This window comes from Cobetia sp. SIMBA_158 (genome assembly GCF_046566945.1).
GTDB lineage: Bacteria > Pseudomonadota > Gammaproteobacteria > Pseudomonadales > Halomonadaceae > Cobetia > Cobetia amphilecti.
Genome location: NZ_JAWJYL010000004.1, coordinates 360,789 through 384,210, shown reverse-complemented (window position 1 = coordinate 384,210; position 23,422 = coordinate 360,789). Strand labels below are relative to the sequence as shown.

Here is a 23,422-nt window from a genome sequence, read left to right as displayed (position 1 = left end):
GCGGGAATAGCTCAGTGGTAGAGCACAACCTTGCCAAGGTTGGGGTCGCGAGTTCGAATCTCGTTTCCCGCTCCAGTCGAATGTGACGTTGCAAGCTGAAGCATGACATAGCAGTACGCCATCGCCTGACAGACACGATCATCGTGTTACGTCACTGGCGATTTTTTTGTGCCTGGAATTCCTCTCCACCCTGTTCTGTGCCGCTCTCTGGTGCTGTCCCCGCGTGATTTTCTCCCTCTGCTTGTTTCCCGTGGCGCACTAATGCCTTTCTGCCGTGTGTCTGATGTGGCAGCGCCGAATGCGTTACCATGCGCATCCAATATCTTGCGTCTGATTTTCATGTTCGCGGACGGCGAAACGGTGCCATCACTGTTGCGCAATTGTTCTCAGATGCGTCTTTTCTGCTGTGCTGGCTGACAGCGTCAATCGATTACAGGTGTCCGATGTCACGACCTGCCTTGTCTATCCGTGGCCTGACCAAGGTCTACGGCAACGGTTTTGAGGCGCTCAAGGGGATTGATCTTGACGTCCCCGAGGGCGATTTCTTCGCGCTGCTGGGCCCCAATGGGGCCGGCAAGTCCACGACCCTCGGCGTGGTGAGTTCGCTGGTGCAGAAGACCGCAGGCAAGGTCGAGATCTATGGAATCGATATCGACAAGGACTTCTCGAAGGCCAAGTATCACCTCGGCGTCGTGCCGCAGGAGTTCAATTTCAATCAGTTCGAGAAGGTGCAGGACATCGTGATGACCCAGGCGGGTTATTACGGCATGCCGATGAAGGAAGCGCGCCCGCGTGCCGAGCGCCTGCTCAGGGACCTCGGCCTGTGGGACAAGCGCGACACCCCGTCACGCATGCTGTCCGGTGGCATGAAGCGCCGTCTGATGATTGCCCGTGCGCTGATCCACAAGCCGCGTCTGTTGATTCTCGATGAGCCGACGGCCGGTGTGGATATCGAATTGCGCCGCTCGATGTGGGAGTTCATGCGCCGCATCAATCGGGAGGAGGGCACCACCATCATCCTCACCACGCATTACCTGGAAGAGGCCGAGAGCCTGTGCCGCAACATCGCCATCATCAACCATGGCGAGATCGTGCATAACACCAGCATGCGTGAGCTGCTCAAGGAGCTGGATGCGGAAACCTTCCTGCTCGACATTCGTGAGCCGCTGACAAAGGCGCCGGTGATTGCCGGGTTCGAGGTTTCCTTGAGTGACCCTCAGCAACTGGCGCTCGCCGTGCGCAAGGGCCAGTCGATCAATACCGCCTTCGCGGCGCTGGATCGTGCCGGCATCACCGTGGTGTCGATGCGCAATCGTGCCAATCGTCTCGAGGAGCTGTTCGTCGACCTGGTCGAGCGTTCCAACGCCGAAAGCGGTATCGCCTCCAATGTTGCCAAGGAGATCACGCAGTGAACCCCCGTCAGCTATGGGTGGCTCTGGTCACCATCGTCGTCAAGGAAGTCCGTCGTTTCACGCGCATCTGGCCGCAGACGCTGTTGCCGCCTTCCATCACCATGACGCTCTATTTCGTCATCTTCGGCAATCTCATCGGCTCGCGCATCGGCACCATGGATGGCATCAGCTACATGGATTACATCGTGCCGGGGCTGATCATGATGTCGGTGATCACCAACTCGTATTCCAACGTGGCTTCGTCATTCTTCTCCAACAAGTTCCAGCGCAGCATCGAGGAGCTGATGGTCTCGCCACTGCCCTCGTGGATCATCCTGCTCGGCTACATCATCGGTGGCGCCGTGCGCGGGCTGGGGGTCGGCATCATCGTGACCGCCGTGGCCTTCCTGTTCACGGACCTCGATATCCATCACCCCTTCCTGACCATCATGGTCGTGGTGCTGACGGCGCTGCTGTTCTCCATCGGTGGCTTCATCAATGCGCTGTTCGCGCGCAAGTTCGATGACATCTCGATCATTCCGACCTTCGTGCTCACGCCGCTGACCTACCTGGGGGGCGTCTTCTATTCCATCCACATGCTGCCGGAATTCTGGCAGACGGTGTCGCTGGCCAACCCGATCCTCTACATGGTCAACACCTTCCGCTACGGCATTCTGGGCGTCTCGGACATCAGTGTCGGCCCGGCGATGGCCGCCATCGTGGCCTTCATCATCGGCCTGTTCGCCTTCGCGCTGTGGCTGCTGGAGCGCGGCAAGGGCATCCGCAGCTGAAGATGTCGCCCAGACGATGATGGTAAGATGCGCGCTATCGCGCCAGTGCATGCAACGCCGGCTTCTGCCGGCGTTCTGCTGTCTGCGCCCCTGATATCGATGCTTTATTGGCCTATTTCACTGGAGTGCTGTCATGGCTCACCCCACTGCCGTCAACGTGCCCGACGAGGCGCGCCCCGAGACTCTCAAGGATGCCCCACTCGGGCGAGAGTCCGCCTATCCCGAGCACTACGATGCCAGCCTGCTGTTCCCCATCGCGCGGGCGGCCAACCGTGGCCCCATCGGCATCGATGACGCGGCGCTGCCGTTCGTCGGTGAGGATGAGTGGCACGCCTTTGAAGTCTCCTGGCTGGATGAGGCCGGCAAGCCGTGGGTGCGCGTGGCCCGTTTTCGCCTGCCGGCAGCCTCGCCGAACCTGATCGAATCCAAGTCCTGGAAGCTCTATCTCAACAGTCTCAATCAGAGCCGTTTCCCCGATCAGGCAGCGGTGCAGGCAACGCTGGAGCGTGACCTCGCCGCCGCGGCCGGGGCGCCGGTCGAGGTGTGCCTGCTGGAACTGGATGATAGCGAGCTGGACGTCGGGCGTCTGCCGGGAGAGTGCCTCGATGACTTGCCGATCAGCGTCGAGCACTACACGCCGTCGCCGGAGCTACTCAGCGCCGATGACGCCGACATCGTCAGCGAAGACCTGCACAGCCATCTGCTCAAGTCCAACTGCCCGGTCACCGGTCAGCCGGACTGGGGCAGTGTGTGGATCCGTTATCGCGGCCCGCGTATCGATCGCGAGCGCCTGCTGGCCTATCTGATCAGCTATCGCCAGCACCAGGATTTCCATGAGCACTGCGTCGAGCACCTGTTCGTCGACCTGATGGCGCGCGTGAAGCCTGAGTCTCTGCTGGTGATGGCGCGCTACGTGCGGCGTGGCGGTCTGGATATCAGCCCGTGGCGTGCCACGGCGGATCTCGAGGCCGAGGCCCGCGCCAGCCTGCCGCTGCGTCTCTCCCGGCAGTAGTCGTCTCTGTCACCTCGCCAACCAGATAGCGCCTTGTCAATCAGGTAGCGCCTTGCCAATCAGGTAGATAGCAGCGAGTGATGAGACGGCGTACCGGCGACATGCTAGTGTGAGAATCATTCTTATCTTAAGTCTGTGACAGGAGAGACGATGGACGCGCTGACGTTACTGCATGAACGCAATTCCATGGGCAAGTTGATGGCGCCGGCCCCGAGCGCTGAGCAGATGGAGGCCATCTACCAGGCCGCCCTGCGCGCGCCGGACCACGCCGAGCTGACGCCCTGGCGCTTCATCGAATTCACGGGTGGCGGGCTTGAGCGCCTTGGTGAGCTGTTCGCCGAGGCGGAGCGCAACAAGTCGCCGGCGGGTGACGAGGCCGCCCAGGCCGCTGCCAGCAAGAAGCCGCTGCGTGCGCCGATGGTGATCGCGGTGATCGCCAGGGTCACGCCGGACCACCCCAAGGTGCCGCGTGTCGAGCAGGTGGTCAGTGCCGGCTGTGCCGCTCACGCCATGCTGTATGCCGCTCAGGCCCAAGGGCTCGGTGGTATGTGGCGCACCGGTGGCTACGCCTTTGACCCTATCGTGCACGCAGGGCTGGGCATGGGCGAGCAGGATGAGCTGGTCGGCTTCCTCTACCTCGGCACTCCGGGAGGGCGCCTCAAGCCATTGCCGAACCGCAACAGTGCCGACTTCGTCGAACGCTGGCAGTGAAATGCTGCATGAGCGAGGCCCTTGGTGAGGAGCGCTGAGCGAGGGCCTGAATGAGAGAGGCGCTGAGCGAAGCCCTTGATGAGAGAGACGCTGAGTGAGTGAGACGCGAAATGAGCCGTCGCGCCTGAGTGGTGAGGCCTGGCCACCGTTGCCCCTGCCGCGTGATGCGCAGGGGCAGCCGGGCAGTCTCGCGGCGCCGGTCAGCGACGACCTGTCACGGTTTCGTGGCTGGCTGACGCAGGCAATCCCGCTGGCTGCTCATCTGGGGCTTGTCGAGATGCAGTGGTCAGAGTCCGAGCGCTCGACGGGCCAGCTGAGCTGGCACCTGCATCTGCCGCCCAATCTCAATGACAAGGGCACCGCCTTCGGCGGCGCCATGAGTCTCGAGGCGACCCTGTGTGGCTGGAGCTGGCTGACGCTCTGGCTGCGTGCTCGCGGTATCCAGCGCGATATCGTGGTGTCGCAGGCCAGTCAGCGGTTTCTGGCTCCAGTCAGTGGCGACTATCACATCATCTGCGCGCCGGATGACATGGCAGCGCTGGACGAGGTGGGCGAGCGCCTGACGGCAGGGCGGCGAGCACGACTGTCGCTGACCCAGCAGCTGTGGTGTCAGGTCGAAGGGCAGTCCGCTCCGCGACTGTGTTTCGAGGCCCGTGGCGATTACGTGGTGCTGGGGCCGTGACGACGAGCACGGCCTCGGCCCAGTGCGCAGGTTGAGGGCACAGGGTGGAGCGCAAGGCGAGGGCGCAGGGCCAGTGCGCAGAGTGAGAGCGCTGACGCTATCTATCTGAAAGTTTTTGGAAAAAAGGCTTGCGCCACTCGAAGGTTATCGATAATATACGCCGCGTTCTCAAGGGAAACACGACGCAGTCGGGTGACCAATGAGAGCACTGATCTGGAGGGGTGTCCGAGTGGTCGAAGGAGCACGCCTGGAAAGTGTGTAAGTCGAAAGGCTTCGAGGGTTCGAATCCCTCCTCCTCCACCAGATTCAGAAAAGCCCGCATCTCACGATGCGGGCTTTTCGCGTTTCTGAGGGGTGGTCTGTCGCTTGCCTCTCATTCAGCGGCGTCTCAGCCGCTTGTCTTCCTTATATTTCGCTCTCATCTATTCCGCTCTCATCGCGCGCGCCAGCATGTCCGCCATGGGCTTGCCGATGTAGCTGGCAAAGCTGCGCTCGCCAGTGCGGATCATCACTTCCGCCGGCATGCCGGAAAGCAGACGCATGCTGTCCGTCATGTCGCCCTTGCCGGCTTCGGTGACACGAATTCGTGCCTTGTAGTAGCGCGCTCGGGTCGCTTCATCCTCGAAGCTGTTGGCGCTCAGGTGGGTCACCTCGCCATCGATGATGTTGGACAGGCGCTGGTTGAACGCGCTGAAGCGGATTTCCGCCGGCTGGCCAAGGTAGAGGTGGTCGATATCGTGGTCCGGGACCCTTGCCTCGACGATGAAGCCATCGCCGGCGGGCACGATATCGAGCAGGGGGTCGCCGCTGCGTATCACCGCCCCCAGCGTATGAACCTTGAGCCCGACCACGGTGCCGGCAACCGGGGCGATGACCTTGGTGCGCCTCAGATTGTCATTGAGCGCGACCAGCCGCTCTTCCGCGTCGGTGACTTCGGCCTGCACCTGACGCAGGGACTCGCCGATCTGCTGCTGGAATTCCTGCAGGCGAATCTGCTTCTGCAGCTCGTTCTCACTGATCTGCGAACGCAGACGCGCGACCTCGGCAAACTGGCCCGCGTTGTCGCTCTGGTATTCGAGGCTCTCGCGCTCCATCTCCCGCAGACGCTGATTGTTGATCAATCCATTGCGAAACAGCTTGCGATGGTTGGCAACGTCATCATTGAGTGAGTTGATGCGTCGCCGCGTGATGGCCTGGGTATTCTCGAGGCCTGAAATCTGCTCGTTCATCTGCACGATCTGCTCATCCAGCGCCGCCATGGCACCGTTCAAGGATTGGCGACGGACCTCGAACAGACGCTGCTGGACTTCGAGGACTTCCTGCACCCGCGGATTGGTCGAACTGACCAGCGAATCGGGGAAGTCCAGGCTGTCGGCATTGCTGTACTCCGCCAGCAGACGAATCTCACTGGCCCTGGAGATCAGATATTCGGCTTCGACGATCTTCTGCTGTGAGCGTGCCTGGGTATCGTCGAAAACGATCAGCACATCGCCGGCCTCGACATGATCGCCATCCTCGACCTCGATCGATTCGACGATCCCCCCCTCCAGGTGCTGAACCGTCTTGGTGAAGCTTTCCACCGATACGGAGCCAGGTGCGACGACGGAAATGGCCAGGTTCGCCATCACCGACCAGCTGCCGAATCCGCCCACCGCGACCAGCAGCACGGCCAGACCGAAGCGTCGATAGCCGTGATCGCGCAGCGGAACGTCACTCTCGGCACTGGTATTGCCGGATGTGGAGTGGGTCATGAGGCGCTCTCCTCGCCGCCCTCATGGCGGCCTCTGGCACTGGGTTTTAGCTTGGTGACGCGCTGGACGCCTGTCGATCGGGCCTGTTGGCCGTTGCCTGCCACGGCCCGTGCCACGGGAGGCTCACGCGTCGGCGCAGCCAGTGACACCACCTGACCATCATTGAGTACGAGGATGCGATCGACCTGCTGCAGCAGGCGCTGACGGTGAGTGATGATCAAGGCCGTGGTGCCTTCGCGACGCAGCCGCATCAGGCATTCGGCCAGCGCCTGTTCACCGCTGGCATCCAGATTGGCGTCAGGTTCATCGAGTACCACCAGCACCGGTTTGCCGTAGAGGGCTCGGGCCAGACCGATTCGCTGGCGCTGACCCGCGGAGAGGGCGGCGCCGCCATGCGACAGCCAGGTGTCATAGCCCTGGGGGAGTCGCAGAATCATCTCGTGCACCCCGGCGCTCTGCGCGGCTTGCACCACGAGTTGCGCATCGACCTCCTGGAAGCGAGCGATGTTCTCGGCAATGGAGCCGTCGAACAACTCGATGTCCTGGGGCAGATAGCCGAGGTGAGGCCCCAGCGCGGTCCTCTTCCACTGGGAAATGTCCGCGCCATCGAGTCGCACGCAGCCCAGCTGCACCGGCCATAGTCCCAGTACCACTCGCGCGAGGGACGACTTGCCTGAAGCGCTGGGGCCCACCACAGCAATGTGCTCGCCCTTGGCGAGTGTCAGGTTGATGTCCTTGAGGGTCGGCAGGCGCTCGCCTGGCGGGGCGGCGTTGACCGCCTCGAGCTTCAGCCGGCCCTTGGGGATCGGCAGCGGCATGGAAGGCGCCTCGGCTGGCACCGCCTCAAGCAACTCCTCTAGGCGCGCGCGTGCGGTTCTGGCCCCGCTGAAGCCTTTCCAGCCATTGATCATCTGATCGATTGGCGCCAGCGCACGTCCCATCAGAATCGAGCCGGCAATCATCATGCCCGGAGTCAGGTCACCGGCCAGCACCAGATAGGCGCCCAGCCCGAGAATCAACGACTGGAACATCAGGCGCAGTATCTTGGAAGTGTTGGTCAAGAGGCCCGCGCGGTCGCTGGCTTTGGACTGCAACGCCAGATACTCACGATGGCGGGCCGCCCAGCGCCCCTGAATGCCGGGCAGCATGCCCATGGCATGCAGCACTTCGGCGTTGCGCAGGTTGCTGTTGGCGAGGTCCTGGGACAGGACGTGCTGTCCGTTGGCATCGGCCAGCAGCTGTCTGGTCGTCTTCTCATTGATCAAGGCGATGACGGCCAGCACGAGACCCGCGCCCAGGGCAAACAGGCCAAACCACGGGTGAAACAGCGCCAGCACGCCGATATATACCGGCACCCAGGGAGCATCGAAAAACGCGAACAGCCCATTGCCGGACAGGAATTGGCGCAGGGTAGTGAGGTCATTCAGCGGTTGCGCGGAGGGCTTGCCCGGGGTGGTCAACGAGCGCTTGAACATGGCGCCATAGAGCCGGGGGCTGAGCAGCACATCCAGACGATTGCCGACCCGGACAAGGATTCTGGAGCGCACCAGTTCCAGCGCGCCCATCACCATGAACAGGAACACGACCACCAGAGTCAGCATCAGCAGCGTTTCCTGGCTGCGTGTCGTGATGACGCGATCATATACCTGCAGCATGTAGAGCGGAGGCACCAGCATCAGCAGGTTGATGAAAAGACTGAAGAGACCGACGTAGACGAAGCTTCGTCGGCAATGGTCCAGGACCTTTTGCAGGTCATTGCCTTCCTGTGGGGTGGCCATGATCTCGTTCCCTAGCGTCATTGTTGTTCTTTTTATCCAGGTCACCGTCGTTGACGGCTGCCCTGAGCCTGGATCTTTTCATGATGTGCTACTTCGCGATGGAATGAATCGCATTGCTCAGCAAGTCATATTGGCTATCTATTTATTAGATTTTTATGTTTTGTTTTTCAGATAGCCTATTGAAATATTGCGTCTGAAAGGTTGGCTAGCAAGTGAATATTTTGATGATCATCAAAAACATTTCAGGGTTTTATATTGTTGGTTTTTGCTGTTCATTTTGCTCACCTCAGAATCTATAAATCCACCTGATTCTCGTCTTTATAAAAGTATGGGGTTTCTGGTTTCCTGGTGGATTAACTCTTTTGGTGCTCGGTATTGTTTTTCTCCTCATCTGACGCATGGCAAGGGCTTAAAGGGGTGCTTTTTTATTGTTGTAAATGATTATGGCATTGTTTTTATTGGACTTATTTTAACTTTCTGTTCCTTTGCATATTGCCATTGCAGGGAAGGTGTCAAAAACCTCTTGTCTTGCCATAGGCCGCGTCTAGACTCGTTTTTGACGGGTTGAAGGGGATTTGGCCGGTCATCTTCGAAAGCATCGGGATAGCGTTGGAGTGGAGAAAACACTGGAACTTCAGTTTCGGTGTGGGGGAGTCGTGTCATGAGGTTTCAAGATGGCGTAGCGGTTTCGCCACGATAATAATATTCAGGGGGTAAGGAAAATGTATTCCATGTCATTCGTATCCAGCCGTCTTGACGCCGGCAAGGGACGTCTCCGCAACGGCGACCGTCTGGAAGAAAGGGCTTTCCAGAGTCACGATATCAGTGTCACGCCGTTTCCCTCTGCGTGGGGAGATTCTATCAAGGCAGTGCGAATGACCCTGGAAGATGCTCAGGATCGATTGTCGGTATTTGAGCGTTTCGAGCGTCCCTTTGTCTTTGATCATCTGCCTGCCCCCATGTCCGGCAAGCTCAAGATGATGATCGAGGCGTTGGATGACGCGGGCGAGGTACTGCCCGGGTCTGGTGAACAGTTCGGCTTTGAGATCGAAGCCCCCGATGTCGTCGTCGAGGAGGTGAGTGAGCTGGGCGGCACGCCACAAGCTGACCCGCAAGATGCGCCTCCGGCTGACCCCGGCGAGGCCCTGACCCTCCAGAGCGATGATGTCATCGGCGAGCCCATCGCTCAGGAAGACCCGCTTGCCCAGGCGCTGTTGGCCAGTGATGACGAACCTGCCGCAGGCGCCGAGCCTGCGCTTCTGGCCGAGCCCGCGCCTCTGGCAACGGCGGCGCTCATCGCGCCGGAAAGCTTTGCTACCCTGCGCATCGAGGCGGAAGACCTCACGGACTCAGACGGTGATGGCAATCTTGCCTCCCTGAGTGGCGCCGGTATCGAAGTGGTGTCGGGAGCGCAGAGCCCCCTCAATACCGGGAATGCCTCAGGCAGTGCCTATGTGGACTTCGCCGCCGCGACCGGCGAGACGCTGACCTTCAGCTTCAGCGTTGCCGAGGCCGGCGAGTATGAACTCGCCCTGGGGTATGCGCTGAGCCGCGATGGGGATGGCTCCGAGCGTAATCGCCCGCTGCGTCTGGACGTCAACGGCGAGCTTCAGGATCGAATGTTCGACCTGCCGAGCACCAGCCTGACGAATGACACTTCGGATTTCAGCACCTTCGGTGAGCGTACCATTCGCGTTCAGCTGCAGGCAGGTGAGAACACGGTGTCGTTCACCTCCAACGGTGCCAGTGGCCCCAACGTCGACTATCTGGAAGTGCGTGCGCCGGACCCGGACGTCTACGTCATCCAGGGCGAGGATCTCGACATCGGCCCGACCTCTGATGTCGCCGATGCTGGCACCAATCGCGTGGTGACGGTCGACAACATCGCCAGCTTCACCGATGGCGGGGAAACCTTCCGGGTCGGGGCCGAAGGAGCCAGCTATCTCGACTGGGCATTGTCGAATGCCGAGGCCTACGGAGAATTCACCCTCGAGGTGGCCACCGCCGGCACTTACAGCGTCACCGTGACCTATGCCAGCAGTTCTGCACGTCCCATTGATCTCTTTTTGGTCGATGACGACACGCAAAGTCAGGTCGGCACTTTCCAGTTCGCAGCGGTAGAGGCGCCGGGCTACTACCCCGATGATGTCGATGATGTGCCCGCGGACAACCAGCCAGGCAATGGCGGGTCTTCCGCATGGGAAGGCTGGACCACCGAGACGCTGGAAATCACGCTTGCCGCCGGCAGCAATACCCTGCGTCTGGGCGGCGCGACCAATGGCCCGAATATCGACAAGATCGAGGTGGCGCTACTGGAAGCCGACGAGGTAGATCCTGTCGATCCGGTGATTGCGCCAGTGGTGGTGCAAGCCGAGGACGCCGCACTGGGCGTCGACAACGGGGCCGCCACCTTGGTGCGCGACGCCGCCAATCCCGAGGCCGGTGGCTTTGTCGGACTGCGCCCGGACTTTTCCGGCACCGGTTATGTGGATTTCGGCAGCGCGCCGGGAGATAGCCTGACCTTCACCGTCAATGTGGCCGAGGCGGGTGACTACGACCTCAATTTCCGCTATGCCAGCAATGGTGCGCGTCCGCTGGATCTGTCGATCAACGAAGGCGAGCCCGCCGCGCTTGCCTTTGTCGCGACGGACCCCAACGCCACCAACGTCGACCCTGAAGGCTTCGATGTCTGGGAGTACCAGACCCTGACGACGCGACTGGAAGCCGGCGACAACACCATTACCCTGGCGATTCCGCAAGGGCGCAACAATGGCCCCAATGTCGATCGCCTGGAGGTCACCACCGCGGGCACGGGGCCGGTAGGGGACGTCGTGGCGGATGACGATGCCTCTTCGCTGGCCTTTGCCGCGGTGGAGCCCCTGCTCAATGGCGCGACTGTCGGCGAGGCCGGCTTCAGCGTCACCGGGCTTGATACCGACATCACCTTCGTCGGCGTGACCTTCGATGAGGGCGTCACGGTCCAGGAGGTGGTGCCGACGCCGGAAGGCAGCTTCACGCTGGACCTGTCGGGCTTCGCCGATGGAGACCTGTCGGCCACGCTGATCGCCATGGATGCCTGGGGCAACCGTGCCGAACAGAGCGTGGCACTGACGCTGGATACCACCGCCGATGAGGGGGGCGACCTGGCCCTTGCGGGCCCGGAAGAGGCCATCGAAGCGGCCGACAGTGCCAGTGTGGTGTTCAGTGTCGTGGGGATCGATGCTGGCTCGACCCTCGACGTCAGCTTCGATGGCGGTGCGACCCGCCAGTCTGTCGTCAGCGATGGAGATACCCTGACGGTCGATCTCTCGGCGCAGGCCCCGGGCGATATCACCGTGACCTTGATCGTGACGGATGCTGCGGGCAACGAGGCGAGTGCCACGGACACGGTAACGCTGGCCGCCGCTGGTGCCGAGAGCCTCGACGTCAGCTTCGATGACGCGACTCTCAGCGCCTACAGCGCCACCCAGGACAACCCGTCCGACGGCACGGGGGCGGTGGTGGAAGACGACGGCGGCACACTGATGCTGAACGATAACGTCTGGAAACGGGCGGCATTGCCCAGTGACTACACGATCACCGATGCCACCCTCCTGACGGTGGACGTGGCCATTTCCGGCTCGCCGGTGCCCGAGATCGTCGCCATCGGCTTCGATGCGGATTCCAACCCCTTCAATGGCGGCAACAGCGTCTACCAGCTGGGTGGAACCCAGACCCAGGGCGGCTTCGTCGATCTGCGAGGCCAGGGGGTCGACAACGGTGATGGCACCTTGCGCTTCATCATCGACCTGTCGGCGCATGCGGGCACCACCCTCGAGTCTCTCGTCTTCGTCAACGACGACGATGCGGGCGCCAAGGGCAGCACGAGCTTCAGCGCCGTCAGCCTGTCGGAAGCCGACACCGGCGACACCAACAGCGCACCGCGCGTGGTGGGCGGCGGCATCGCCGACCTGAGTCTCGACGAAGGAGCGAATCTCGAAGTCGACCTGCCCTTCGTCGATGACGATGGCGACGACCTCACCTACAGCTTCCTGGTCACCGATGGCGATGGTCAGCCCGTCAGCGCTCCGGGGCTGAGTGTCAGCGACAATGTGCTGTCCGGAAGCCTCGCCGGACTGGCGCCGGGCAGTTACACCGTGACGGTGACTGCCGATGATGGCACCACCAGCACCGACACCGACTTTGCCCTGACGCTCGAGAACGTCAACGACGCGCCGGTGGCAGAACCCGTTGCCCTCGAACCGTACTTCGGAGAAGTGGGCGAGGACTTCCTCCAGATTCCGCTGTCGGACTTCGCAGCGCTGTTCTCCGATGCCGATGGCGATAGCCTGATATTGACGGCCGAGGACCTGCCGGCCGGGCTCGAGGTGGTCGATGGCATCATCCAGGGCACGCCCAGCCAGGGCGGTACCTTCGATGTCATCGTGCGGGCCACCGACCCGGGCGGTCTGTCAGCGACCCAGACGCTCAGCTTCATCATCGAAGGCACCCAGGTCGGCGATAGCATCACGATCGAGGCGGAAGACTTCACGGATCTCGACGCCAGCAATCTGATCGTCACCGGCAGCGCGTCCGCGTCCAATGAGCAGCTGATTCGCCTGACCAGCAATGCGCCGGCCACGATTGGTACCGACCTTTCGGCGGGCGGCGTGGAGCCCGGCTGGTACGTCGCACGGCTATACGTGTTCGATGAAACCGACGGTGAAGGCACCTTGAGCCTGACCATCGGTGACACCGTGCTCGAAGCGCGCAACACGACAACCGACAGCCTGAGTGCTGACGTGGTGTTGAATGACGACTTCGGCACCTTCGTCGGCAGTGGCGCGCGCGGCAACGCAGGCCAGAGCGGCAACCGCAAGGAAATCGTCTTCGAGACACCCTTCGAGGTGACCGCCGGTGATCTGGCGAGTCTCGAACTGATGGGGGCCGATGGCGAATTGATGCGGATCGATTCGCTGGTCTTCGAGCGCATTGATGAGCCGGTCAACGGCGCACCGACCCTTGAAGGGCTGGAAGAGAGCCTGAGTGTCGACGAGAACGGCACTGCCGTGGCCAGCCTGATACTGGATGACCCGGACGGTGACGACCTGACCGTGACGCTGTCCGGTGCCGATGCGGCGCTGTTCCGCTATGACGAGGTGAGCCAGGGCATCGCCTTCATCACTCCGCCGGACGCGGAGCTTGCCGCCGACAGCGACGAAGATGGCGTCTACGAGCTGACCGTGACGGTGTCCGATGGCGAGGACAGCGTGTCACAGGATGCTCTGATCACCGTGGCCGATCTCAACGAGAGTATCGCCATCACCCAGACCGAGTTTGCGGTAGACGAGAACCTGACCGAGATAGGCGCCATCCCCCTCGTCGATGAGGATGGCGTGGCCCTTGGCCTCAACGCCCCGGTATTCGCCATCACCGGCGGGGTCGACTCTCCGCTGTTCAGCATCGATCCGAACACCGGCGTGCTGAGCTTCACCAGCGCTCGCGATTTCGAGCTGGCGGTCGATGACGACGAGGACGGCGTCTATGAAGTCGAAGTCAGCGTCACTGACGGCGCTCTCTCCACTACCGAGCAGCTCTCGGTCACCGTCAATGACGTCGACGAGGCACCTTTCTCGCCTCTGAGCCTGCAGGCCGAGGATGGGGTGGTCGCGAGCTTCGATACCGATGCCAACAACACCGACACTCAGGTCCGTGATCCGGACAACCCCGAGCCGAATCAGCCCACCGGCCTGCGTCCGGGCTTCACCGGCAGCGGCTATCTGGACTTCGGGGATACCCCGGGAGACAACGTCAGCTGGCAGATCGACGTGGCTCAGGCCGGTCAGTACGACATCAGTGTGCGTTACGCCACCAACAGCGATCGTCCGCTGGATCTGGTGATCAACGGCGGTGATCCGCTGGCGTTGGCCATGGCCAGTACCGACCCGGATGGTGCCGGTAGCGAGGAAGGCTTCGACCACTGGGAGTTCGAGACGCTCACCGTCACCCTGGCGGCGGGCAGCAATACCATCGCGCTGGCGATACCGGCGGGTGCCAACACCGGCCCCAACATTGACCGCATCGAAGTGACCGCGGCGGGCAGCGGCCCGATCCCGGAGGATGTCAGTGCCGATGAGGATGGCGATCTCGCCATTGTCGCCGCTGACGAGACGCTCGATGCCAGCCAGCTGGCGGCGGCCGTCTTCAACGTCTCCGGCATCGATGACGACGTGACCAGCGTCGCCGTGTCCTTCGATGGCGGCGCGACCCGCACCGAGGTGACGCCGGATGTCGATGGCAACATCACCCTGGACCTGAGCGGCCTGCTTGATGATCAGAGTGGCGATCTTGTCGTCTCGCTGTTCGTCACCGACGCCGCCGGCAACGAAGCCAGCGCCAGCGAAGTGGTCAGCTTCGAGGACGCAGGCGTGGTGGTGGCGCCGATCACCCTGCAGGCGGAAGACGCCGATATCGTCGATGTGGGCGGTAGCGCGATAGGCGAAGAGACGCGGGTGGTCGATGCCGACAATCCCGATGACTTCGGCAACCATCGCCCCGATGCGGTGGGAGATGCCTATGTGGACTTCGGCTCCAATCCCGGCGACCAGATCACCTTCAACGTCAACGCGCTGGAGGCCGGCAGCTACACCGCCACCGTGCGCTATGCCAACGGTGGAAACGCCCCGCGGCCGCTGGATCTGACCGTCAACGGCACTGATCAGGGCCAGCTCGGCTTCGCCAACGCCACCGGGACGGACCCCTGGGATCAGTGGCAGACGCTGGAGGTCGAGGTGGAACTTGCCGAGGGTGCCAATACCTTCACCCTGACCATGCCGGCCGGTGCCACCGGCGGGCCCAACATCGACCAGGTGGTGTTCGACTTCAATGAGGCCGACGTCGGCACCCCGGCGTTCAACTTCGCCATCGAGGGTGAGGCGCTGACCATCATCGATGTCGACGGCGATACCCAGGTGCGCGATGCCGACAATCCGGAAACCAATACCGCAGCCGGGGCCGACGGTCTGTGGGATGACTTTACCGGCACCGGCTATCTGGACATGGGAGCCGACGCCGGTGACGCCGCCGAGTTCCTGGTGAGTGTGGACGAGGCGGGCACCTACACCCTGGAGGTGCGCTACACCAATGCCGGCACCAACGGCGCCGATCGCCCCATGGATATTCTGGTCGACGGCCAGAGCCAGGGCAGTCTGGCCTTCGCCTCTACCGGCATCAACGCGGCTGGCTGGGAGAACTGGACCACCACCACCCTCGAGGTGGAGCTCGCAGCCGGCGACAACACCATTCGCCTTGCCAACCTGGGCAACGCCGGCCCCAACATCGATAGCCTGACGGTGAGTCGTGACGGGGTGGAACCGGATCGTCCGGTGGAGCCGGGCGAGCGCTTCTCGGTCAAGATCAACTTCCAGCCCGAAGGCACCGCGGTGCCGGATGGCTACATCGCCGACAACGGCAAGGCATTCGGCACCCAGTCGGTGACCGTGGACGGCCAGACCTACCAGTACGGCTGGGTCACCGAGGCGTCGATCTACGACGCCGAGCCCGGCACCGAGCCGCTGGACATCAGCGCGCTGACCAGCGTGGCGGTCAATGACCGCACCGATGACATCGCGGATCTCGATCCGCGCCAGGGCACCTACGCCCACTTTGACCAGCCCAGCGCCAACTATGTGCGTGCCGGCTGGGAGATCGAGCTGGAGAATGGCTACTACGAGGTCACCATCTCCATCGGCGACACCAGCGGGCCCTACGACAGCCACAATGTGCTTAATGCAGAGGGCGAGCTGTTCAATGACCCCTTCACCCCGTTCCGTCCCGAGGATTTCCCGGCGGACGGCAACCCGTCCGATGATACCGAGGGCTTCCGCTCGGATCTGGTCACCCGCATCGTTCAGGTCAGCGACGGGCGTCTGACGCTGGACTCCCTGGGACTCGACAGCGAGAACACCGAGATCCAGTACCTCGAGATCCAGGCGCTACCGGACCTGACGCCGGAAGATGACCGTATCGCGGCCGAGGACTACGCCTTCTTCACCGATGCCCGTGCCATCGCCGGGGTCGGCGAGAACGAGCTGGAGGTGGACCTTGATCCGGAGGATGGCGGTATCCCCACCGGGGTCGATCCGACATCCGATATCTTCGTCGGCATCTCGGTGGTGGATGGGCGCGGCGGAGCACTGCTGGAAAGCCTGGGGGATGGCTCCATCCGGCTGTTCGAGACGCTCAGCGGCGAGGAAGTCACCTTCAATGCCAATACCACCGGCGGCTTCGACTCGCTGACCATCTCGCCGAGCCAGACGCTCAAGCCCTTCACCAGCTATACCCTGGTGATCGATGGCTTCCAGGACCGTGGCCCCAACGACGATACCGACGCGCCGACGCGCGAATTCCAGAAGTACACCAACACCTTCGTCACCGGCGAGGAGCCCGAAGTGGTCGCCCGCGACGTGGCCTTCAACGACGTGGTGGAGCTCAACGGCGCCTCTGACGACGCCTATGGCTTCACCTCGCTGGAGATGAGCTCCGACGGCGCCTTCATGTACGTCGCCACCATCAGCGGCGAGCTGCTGCGTTATGACGTCGATCCCGTCGACGGCTCGCTGTCCAATCGCCAGGAACTTGCCCTGCCCGATGACTACTTCGATCAGCCGGGGGAAGACCAGCAACGCGGCATCATCGGCCTGGTGGTGGACCCGACCGATCCCAACGTGCTGTGGATCACCGACAACTATCCGATCCCGCTGACCGGGCGTGACAACGGTGTGCCGGACTTCAGCGGCCGGATCACCAAGATCACCCTGGATGACGGACCCGGCTTCTCCGGCACCGCCGAGGCCTATATCACCGGCTTGCCACGCTCCAATGGCGACCATGTGACCAATAGCCTGGAATTCCGCGCGAATCCGGATTACGACGCCGAGACCAATCCCGATGTCCCGAGTCATCTGCTGTATCTGATCCAGGGCTCCAACTCTGCCATGGGCGAGCCCGACAGTGCCTGGGGCAATCGCCCCGAGCGCCTGTTGAACGCGGCGATACTGGAGATCGACCCGACCCGTGATGTGTCCAATGGGCCCTTTGACGTCTCCACCGAACCGCTGCCCGACGATGGCCTGAACCGGCGCTTCGATGACCCCGATGGTCATCCCAAGGATGATCCCATCCCCATGGGCGACGGCGAGTTCCTGGTCTTCGATGAGCGCGGCGTCGCCACGGTGCAGGATGAGTCCGGCAACGTGCTCGAGTCCTACTACGACCCCTACGCCAGCGATGCGGTGCTGACGATCTTTGCCACCGGCGCGCGCAATGCCTACGACCTGGTATGGCATTCCAATGGCTTCCTGTACGTGCCGACCAATGGCTCGGCGGCTGGCGGTAACGTGCCGGATGATCCCTCCACGCCCGAGGACGAGCGCTACACCAGTGTCGAGAAGCAGGATGACTACCTGTTCCGTGTCGAAGAAGGGGGCTACTACGGACACCCCAATCCGCTGCGTGACGAGTACATCCTCAATGGCGGCAATCCCACCTCTGGCACCGACCCCAACCAGGTCGACAAGTACCCGACAGGTACCGATCCCGAGGGCACCTACGATATCGCCGGGGTCTACTCGCTGGGCGAGAATCGCTCGCCCAATGGCGCGGTGGAATACACCAGTGATGTCTTCGGCGGCAATCTGCAGGGCAACGTGCTGTTCACCGAGTATTCCGGTGGTGACGATGTCCGCTCCATCACCCTGGATGCCAATGGCAACGTGATCGGCGATGACGTGCTGCGTGATCCCGAGGGCAACGTCATCAGCTACGTCGACCCGCTGGACATCATCGAGAACCCGGCCACCGGTCAGCTCTACCTGCTGACCCTGAATCGCGGCAATGGCCAGAGCCAGATCATTCGTCTCGACCCGGCCCCGGGTGGGGTAGTGGACCCGGTGGATCCCGTCGACCCTGTCGATCCGGTTGATCCCGGCGATGATCTGGTCTCGCTGCTGGCCATCCAGGCCGAGGACAGGACGCCTGAGGACGGCACTGCCGTGACGATCGCCACCGGGGCGGAGATCCAGATCCGCGACATCGACAATCCCGAGACCAACCAGCCCGACCTGCCCAACGGCCTGCGCCCCGGCGCCTTCGGGGTGGACGGCAATGACGTGGATGATGATGGTGTGCCCGGTGGTTATGCCGACTTCGGCAGCACCAATGATGACTTCATCACCTTCAGCTTCACGCTGGACCCCGAGCAGGCCGGTGACTCGGTGCTGCGCCTGCGCTATGCCAATGGCGGCAGCGCCGATCGCCCGCTGGAAGTGTTCGTCAACAACGTGAGCGTCGGGGTGTATGACTTCAGCCCGCCCGAGGGCCTGAGCGGTGATGCAGCCTGGGCCGAGTGGCTGACCGAGGACGTGGCGGCCACGCTGGTCAGCGGCCAGAACACGGTGCGCCTGCAGGCCACCGCTGACACCGGCCCCAATATCGACCAGCTGGAGATCCTGCAGGAGGCGCCGGACACGACTCCGGGCTTCGATGAGTACGAGGCCGAGGGAGCCGCGCTCGATGGGGCGGTGGTGGTGCTGGCCAGCGAGGAGGATCGCAATGCCTCCGGCGATGGCTTCGTCGACTTCGATGGCAGCGGTGACCAGACCATTACCTGGACGATCGATGTTGCCGAGACCGGCAGTTACGACATCGCCTTCCGCTATGCGCTGGCGGCGACCAAGGCCGACCGGCCGCTGGGTCTGAGCATCAATGGCGTTGATCTGGGGCAGGTGAACTTCGAGGGCCAGAGCAACGGCGATGAAAGCGACTGGTTCTTCCAGAATGCCCTGGTCGCGCTGCAGCAGGGCAGCAACACCATCACCCTGACTGCGCCGGGAGCCGTGGGGCCGAACATCGATCTGCTGAGAGTGCCGGATGCGCCGTCTGACACCTTCGTCCCTGTCTATGCCGATGTCTCGGACGGGTCGCGCATCGAGCTGGAGAGTGGCGATAGCGCGCGCACCCTCAACGAGCTGACCGCCGACTTCTACTTCACCGTGGACAGCAGCGGGCTCTATCGTCTCGACCTGGCCGCGAATGCAGGCGCCGATGATGGCCAGGGCCTGGCCCTGACGCTCAACGGGCAGACGCTGGAAACGCTGGCCTATCCGGGAGAGGGCGATGCCGGGGAGGAGGGCACCTATGTCGAGCTCGAGGCCGGCGTGGAGTACAACCTGCGTGCGGTGTCCGCCGCCGATGGTGCCGATGATCTCGACTATCTGGACGTGACGCCGGTGGTCGGCAACGACAATGCCGACATCGCGGTGCAAAGCGGCGATGCCGCCTACTACTCCGATCGCCTGCATTTCAGCTATCTGGAGAACAACAGCGCCTCGAACGCCGACCGCGACTTCAAGGAAAGTGCCACGGTGACGATTTCCAACACTGGGACGGAGTTGCTGGAAATTCTCGAAGCCGATATCGAAGGACCCTTCGTGCTACAGGACCCTGCTGCCTTTGACGGCCTGACGCTGGCCGCCGGAGAGTCGCTCGAGGTGACGGTGCTGTTTGACAGCGCGAGCTACGAAGCGCCCACCACCGACGCCGGTGACGGAGTCTTCGAAGGGCGGATTCGGCTGGTGACCAACGACCAGGATTCGCCGGTGGCCGAGATCCATATGGCGGGCTTCTGGCAGGCGCGCGACGAGGGTGGCTGGGAGCCCAACGTCAATGAGGTGTGGGAAGTCTTCGGCCTCGGTAACCGCATCGATGGCTTGCCGACCGAGGGTGGCGGTCAGAACTCGGTGCTCAACGACTTCGATCTGTATCGCCCGATCAATGATGACGAGGTGCTGTCGCGCTACTGGACGCTGGCGGAGGGCGTCAGCGAGGCCACGATCACCCAGCTGGCGGCCTATCACGGCGGCGGCGGGGCGACTCTGGGCATCCACAACCCCGGTGACAAGGGCGAGGATGTCATCTTCTCCAATCATGCGGGAGACAATAACCAGACGATCCTGCCGGTACTGAGCAATGGCGAATTCGCCAGCGCGACCTTCGGTCTCGATGACATCCCCGCCGAGTGGGCCGGGAGTGGCGTGTTCGGGATTGAAGTGGCCAACCTGTCCACTGACCCGTCACTCAACCCGTCAGGCGGCGGTACACCGCCGGCAGATGCCGATGGCATCGAGCGCGGCTACACCGTGCGCATGTTCCGGGCGCTGGATGCAGAGGGCAACGTGATCCCCGATACCTATGTGGGCATCATGGATTACACCGGCATCAACTATGACTACAACGACAACATGTTCCTCATCGAGGGGGTGACGCCTGTCTCTGGCGGTGACCTCACGGTGATCAACAACGATGTGCTGCCGTCCAATGATCGTCTGGTGATGTCACGCATCGAGAATCCGGTCAACAACCAGGTGGTGCATGACGAGGCCACTCTCACCCTGCGCAATGACGGCTTCGAGGACCTGACCATCGACGATGTCGTCGTCAGTGACACGACACTGTTCGAGTTGACCCAGCCGTTCAGTGCGCTGACGCTGGCACCGGGAGAGACGGCGGATCTCACGGTGCGCTTCATCGCTGATGACCCCAACGATGGCAGCCTCTACGAGGCGAGCCTGATCATCACCTCAAGCGATTCCGATGGGAGCGAGAAGGTCATCCAGCTTGCAGGCCTGGCCCAGAACCAGTCCGAGAGTGGTCAGGAGCCGACGGTGCAGGAGATCGTCAACGCCTTCGGCTACTCCACCAACGTGGTGCAGGACCAGATGAACCAGGGCGGCCTGGTGGAGGCCAACGGAGACGAGATCCTGTCCCCGTACTTCCAGCGTGCCGATGGTGATGAACCGATCAAGATCACCCAGATCGCCGCCTATCATGGCCAGGGCGACATCGCGCGGCTGTTCGTGCATGACGTCGACAGTCGCGAGCTCGAAGAGGTCATCGTGCATGACGAGCAGGACGGCCAGACGCTGTTCCCGCGGGCGCTCGATAGCGGCGACCAGCAGGCAGTGGTGAGTCTGGATCGCGATGATCCCTTCGGCTTCTACGCCGAGATATCCGACCGCCAGGGCTATATCTCCTGGTCCGACCCGGATGCCAACCTCTACGAAGACACCATCGATGCCATCGGCAATCCCGGCAACAATCTGAATTGGGATGAAAATGATGGCCACCTGATTCGCGTCTATGTGGCCAAGGATGCCGACGGCAACGTGATTCCGGACACCTACATCGTCATCCAGGACTACGCGGGGGTGAACTACGACTACAACGACAACATCTTCCTGGTCGAGAACGTCACCACCTACGACCCCACCGGCGCGGAAGATGCCGATGGCAACGGGCGTGTGGACCTGTACGACGACGATGACAACGACGGCGTGCCGAACTTCCTCGACACGCCTGATCCGGTCGGACAGAGCGCCTTCAATGACGATCAGACGGCCTGGGCGGTCGGGGCCGATGGCCTGAGCCTGGAGGCACGCCTGTTCGACAACGGAGGCCAGGGCGTGGCCTACAACGACACCACGCTGGCCCACCAGGGCGATGGCTTCCGCTCCGATGAGGCGGTGGATATCTCCAACGGCACTCTGGCCATCGGCTATGTCGCCGACGGCGAGTGGCTGGAGTACACCCTGAATGTGGAGACAGCCGGTAGCTATGCGCTGAACTTCTCCGCCTCGGCGGTCTCCGACGGCAAGTCGATCACCGCCGCCTTCGAGCAGGACGGCAGCTTCTATACCGACGCCCAGGCGGTGGCGGTGCCGGACACCAACGCCTTCACCAACTTCACCGATGTGGGGCCCTTGACCTTCGAGCTGGAGGAAGGCGAGCAGGTGCTGAGGCTGACCTTCAACGGTGGACAGCTGGATCTGGCATCTCTGGACCTGTCGCTGGTGGCACCGGTGGATGACGGTCAGCAGGCGTTCACCGACGATGGCCAGCCCTGGCAAGTGGGCAGCGAGTTCAGCCTGGAAGCGGTGAATTACGATGAGGGTGGCCAGGATGTCGCCTACAACGATTCCAGCGAGGTGCAGCAAGGTAGCAACGTGCGTGGCGAAGGGGTGGATCTGGCCAACGGCGGCACCGCCATCGGCTGGATCCAGGACGGCGAATGGGTGGAATATACCCTCGATGTCGAGCAGGCCGGCACCTATGACATTGCCTTCCTGGCGGCGCGGGGCTCCACCGGGGGCGCGCAACGCACCGTGACCGCGACCTTTGCCAAGGAGGGCGACGCTCCCTATGCCAGCGTCACGCCGGTGGAGGTCGAACCGACCGGTGGCTGGACCAACTATGTGGAAACCGACACTGCCCAGGTGACCCTGGAGGCCGGCGAGCAGGTGCTGCGGCTGACCTTCAACGGCGGCGCCATGGACCTGCAGGGCTTCACGCTGTCCCGGGATGGCCAGCAGGCCTTCAATGCCGGCGGCGTGCCCTGGCAGGTGGATGCCGATGAGGGGCTCACCCTCCAGGCGGTCGACTTCGACGAAGGCGAGCAGGGCGAGGCTTACAATGAGCTCTCCAGTGCTCAGCTTGGCTCGGGGTATCGCGACACCCCGGTGGACACCGTCGGCGAAGGCGAGGCGATAGGCTGGGTGGAGGATGGCGAGTGGCTTGAGTACACCATCGATGTCGAAGAGGCGGGCTCGCACACGCTGTCGTTCGTCACCTCCGCGCCTGACAATGGGCGCAGCATTACCGCCTCGGTGGAGAAGGATGGCGAGTTCTACGACGAGGCCAGTGGCACGCTGCCCAATTCCGGCGCCTGGGGCGTCTACGTCGATGGCCCCTCGCTGACGCTGGACCTGGAGGAGGGGGTGCAGGTGCTACGCATCACCTTCAATGGCGGCTCGCAGGATCTGGCATCGTTCCAGATCACGCGTGACCCCGAAGTCGCCCCGGCCAGCGCGCCAAGCAATACCGCGCTGATGAGCCTGGTCGACGAGGGCGATATCGCCCCGGTCTCCAACGATGAGGAGGTGCCGATGAGTGATGATGTGACCCTTCAGGGCGTGCAGGATGACGCCCCGGGGAGCCTGCTCTGAGAGTGTGACGCAGCACACGAAGGAGCAATCCGCGACACGGGCGCGGGGCGGCAACGGTGACAGAATGAGACACAAGGCGAGCACTGAGCGCAAGGCGCCTCGCCTGCTGTCACCGTCATCCGTCCCGGCACCCGATGCATGTCACTGCCAGCCTGAGCGTGAGTGAGTGTGAAAGTCAGCACGTCACTCGCGCCCAGGCTGGCAGCGGCGTTTGTGGTTCAGTCATGCACGGCTGTCTGCTGTTGCATGGTTTATTGCATCGTCAGCC

At 62.6% G+C, this 23,422-nt stretch carries 8 protein-coding genes and 2 tRNA genes; 8 read left to right on the top strand and 2 right to left on the bottom strand.

Annotated elements, in window-relative coordinates; translation table 11 throughout:
- The 7 genes from R2R70_RS09325 to R2R70_RS09295 all read left to right on the top strand — a co-directional run bounded on the left by R2R70_RS09325 (position 1) and on the right by R2R70_RS09295 (position 4,890).
- A tRNA-Gly gene (locus R2R70_RS09325) sits at positions 1-75 on the top strand.
- 368 nt (positions 76-443) lie between these two features.
- The gene (locus R2R70_RS09320; protein WP_043333884.1) at positions 444-1,412 is read left to right on the top strand and encodes an ABC transporter ATP-binding protein; all 969 of its coding nucleotides are present in this window, start codon (positions 444-446) and stop codon (positions 1,410-1,412) included.
- The gene (locus R2R70_RS09315) at positions 1,409-2,182 is read left to right on the top strand and encodes an ABC transporter permease (RefSeq protein ID WP_043333883.1); all 774 of its coding nucleotides are present in this window, start codon (positions 1,409-1,411) and stop codon (positions 2,180-2,182) included. The genes R2R70_RS09320 and R2R70_RS09315 overlap by 4 nt, the downstream gene beginning before the upstream one ends.
- Positions 2,183-2,315: 133 nt before the next feature.
- Complete coding sequence (gene queF, locus R2R70_RS09310; protein ID WP_410977880.1) at positions 2,316-3,194, top strand: NADPH-dependent 7-cyano-7-deazaguanine reductase QueF; 879 nt, start codon at positions 2,316-2,318, stop codon at positions 3,192-3,194.
- Positions 3,195-3,344: 150 nt separating this feature from the next.
- Positions 3,345-3,905, top strand: a complete 561-nt coding sequence (locus R2R70_RS09305; protein WP_054555640.1) for an NAD(P)H nitroreductase — start codon at positions 3,345-3,347, stop codon at positions 3,903-3,905.
- A 94-nt stretch (positions 3,906-3,999) separates the two neighbouring features.
- On the top strand, positions 4,000-4,587 hold the full coding sequence (locus tag R2R70_RS09300; protein ID WP_410977879.1) for a YiiD C-terminal domain-containing protein: 588 nt from the start codon (positions 4,000-4,002) through the stop codon (positions 4,585-4,587).
- A 215-nt stretch (positions 4,588-4,802) separates the two neighbouring features.
- Positions 4,803-4,890: transfer RNA gene (locus R2R70_RS09295), tRNA-Ser, on the top strand.
- A gap of 119 nt (positions 4,891-5,009) precedes the next feature.
- Here the strand turns inward: R2R70_RS09295 and R2R70_RS09290 are convergent.
- Together R2R70_RS09290 and R2R70_RS09285 are read right to left on the bottom strand one after the other, a co-directional pair.
- Positions 5,010-6,338 carry an HlyD family type I secretion periplasmic adaptor subunit gene (locus R2R70_RS09290; protein ID WP_107336112.1) on the bottom strand — a complete coding sequence of 443 codons (1,329 nt, stop codon included), beginning with the start codon at positions 6,336-6,338 and terminating at the stop codon, positions 5,010-5,012.
- A complete protein-coding gene (locus tag R2R70_RS09285) occupies positions 6,335-8,116 on the bottom strand; it encodes a type I secretion system permease/ATPase (RefSeq protein WP_192837440.1) in 1,782 nt (593 codons plus the stop codon). Before R2R70_RS09285 ends, R2R70_RS09290 begins: the two co-directional genes overlap by 4 nt.
- Before the next feature lie 731 nt (positions 8,117-8,847).
- Between R2R70_RS09285 and R2R70_RS09280 the strand changes: the two genes are divergently transcribed.
- A complete protein-coding gene (locus tag R2R70_RS09280) occupies positions 8,848-23,154 on the top strand; it encodes a carbohydrate-binding protein (protein ID WP_410977878.1) in 14,307 nt (4,768 codons plus the stop codon).
- The last annotated feature ends 268 nt before the right edge of the window (positions 23,155-23,422 follow it).

Excerpts from the sequence above, each read along its gene's own strand:
- R2R70_RS09320 (WP_043333884.1), top strand. The coding sequence starts at position 444 with ATGTCACGACCTGCCTTGTCTATCCGTGGCCTGACCAAGGTCTACGGC.
- queF (WP_410977880.1), top strand. The coding sequence starts at position 2,316 with ATGGCTCACCCCACTGCCGTCAACGTGCCCGACGAGGCGCGCCCCGAG.
- R2R70_RS09305 (WP_054555640.1), top strand. The coding sequence starts at position 3,345 with ATGGACGCGCTGACGTTACTGCATGAACGCAATTCCATGGGCAAGTTG.
- R2R70_RS09290 (WP_107336112.1), bottom strand. The coding sequence starts at position 6,338 with ATGACCCACTCCACATCCGGCAATACCAGTGCCGAGAGTGACGTTCCG.
- R2R70_RS09285 (WP_192837440.1), bottom strand. The coding sequence starts at position 8,116 with ATGGCCACCCCACAGGAAGGCAATGACCTGCAAAAGGTCCTGGACCAT.
- R2R70_RS09280 (WP_410977878.1), top strand. The coding sequence starts at position 8,848 with ATGTCATTCGTATCCAGCCGTCTTGACGCCGGCAAGGGACGTCTCCGC.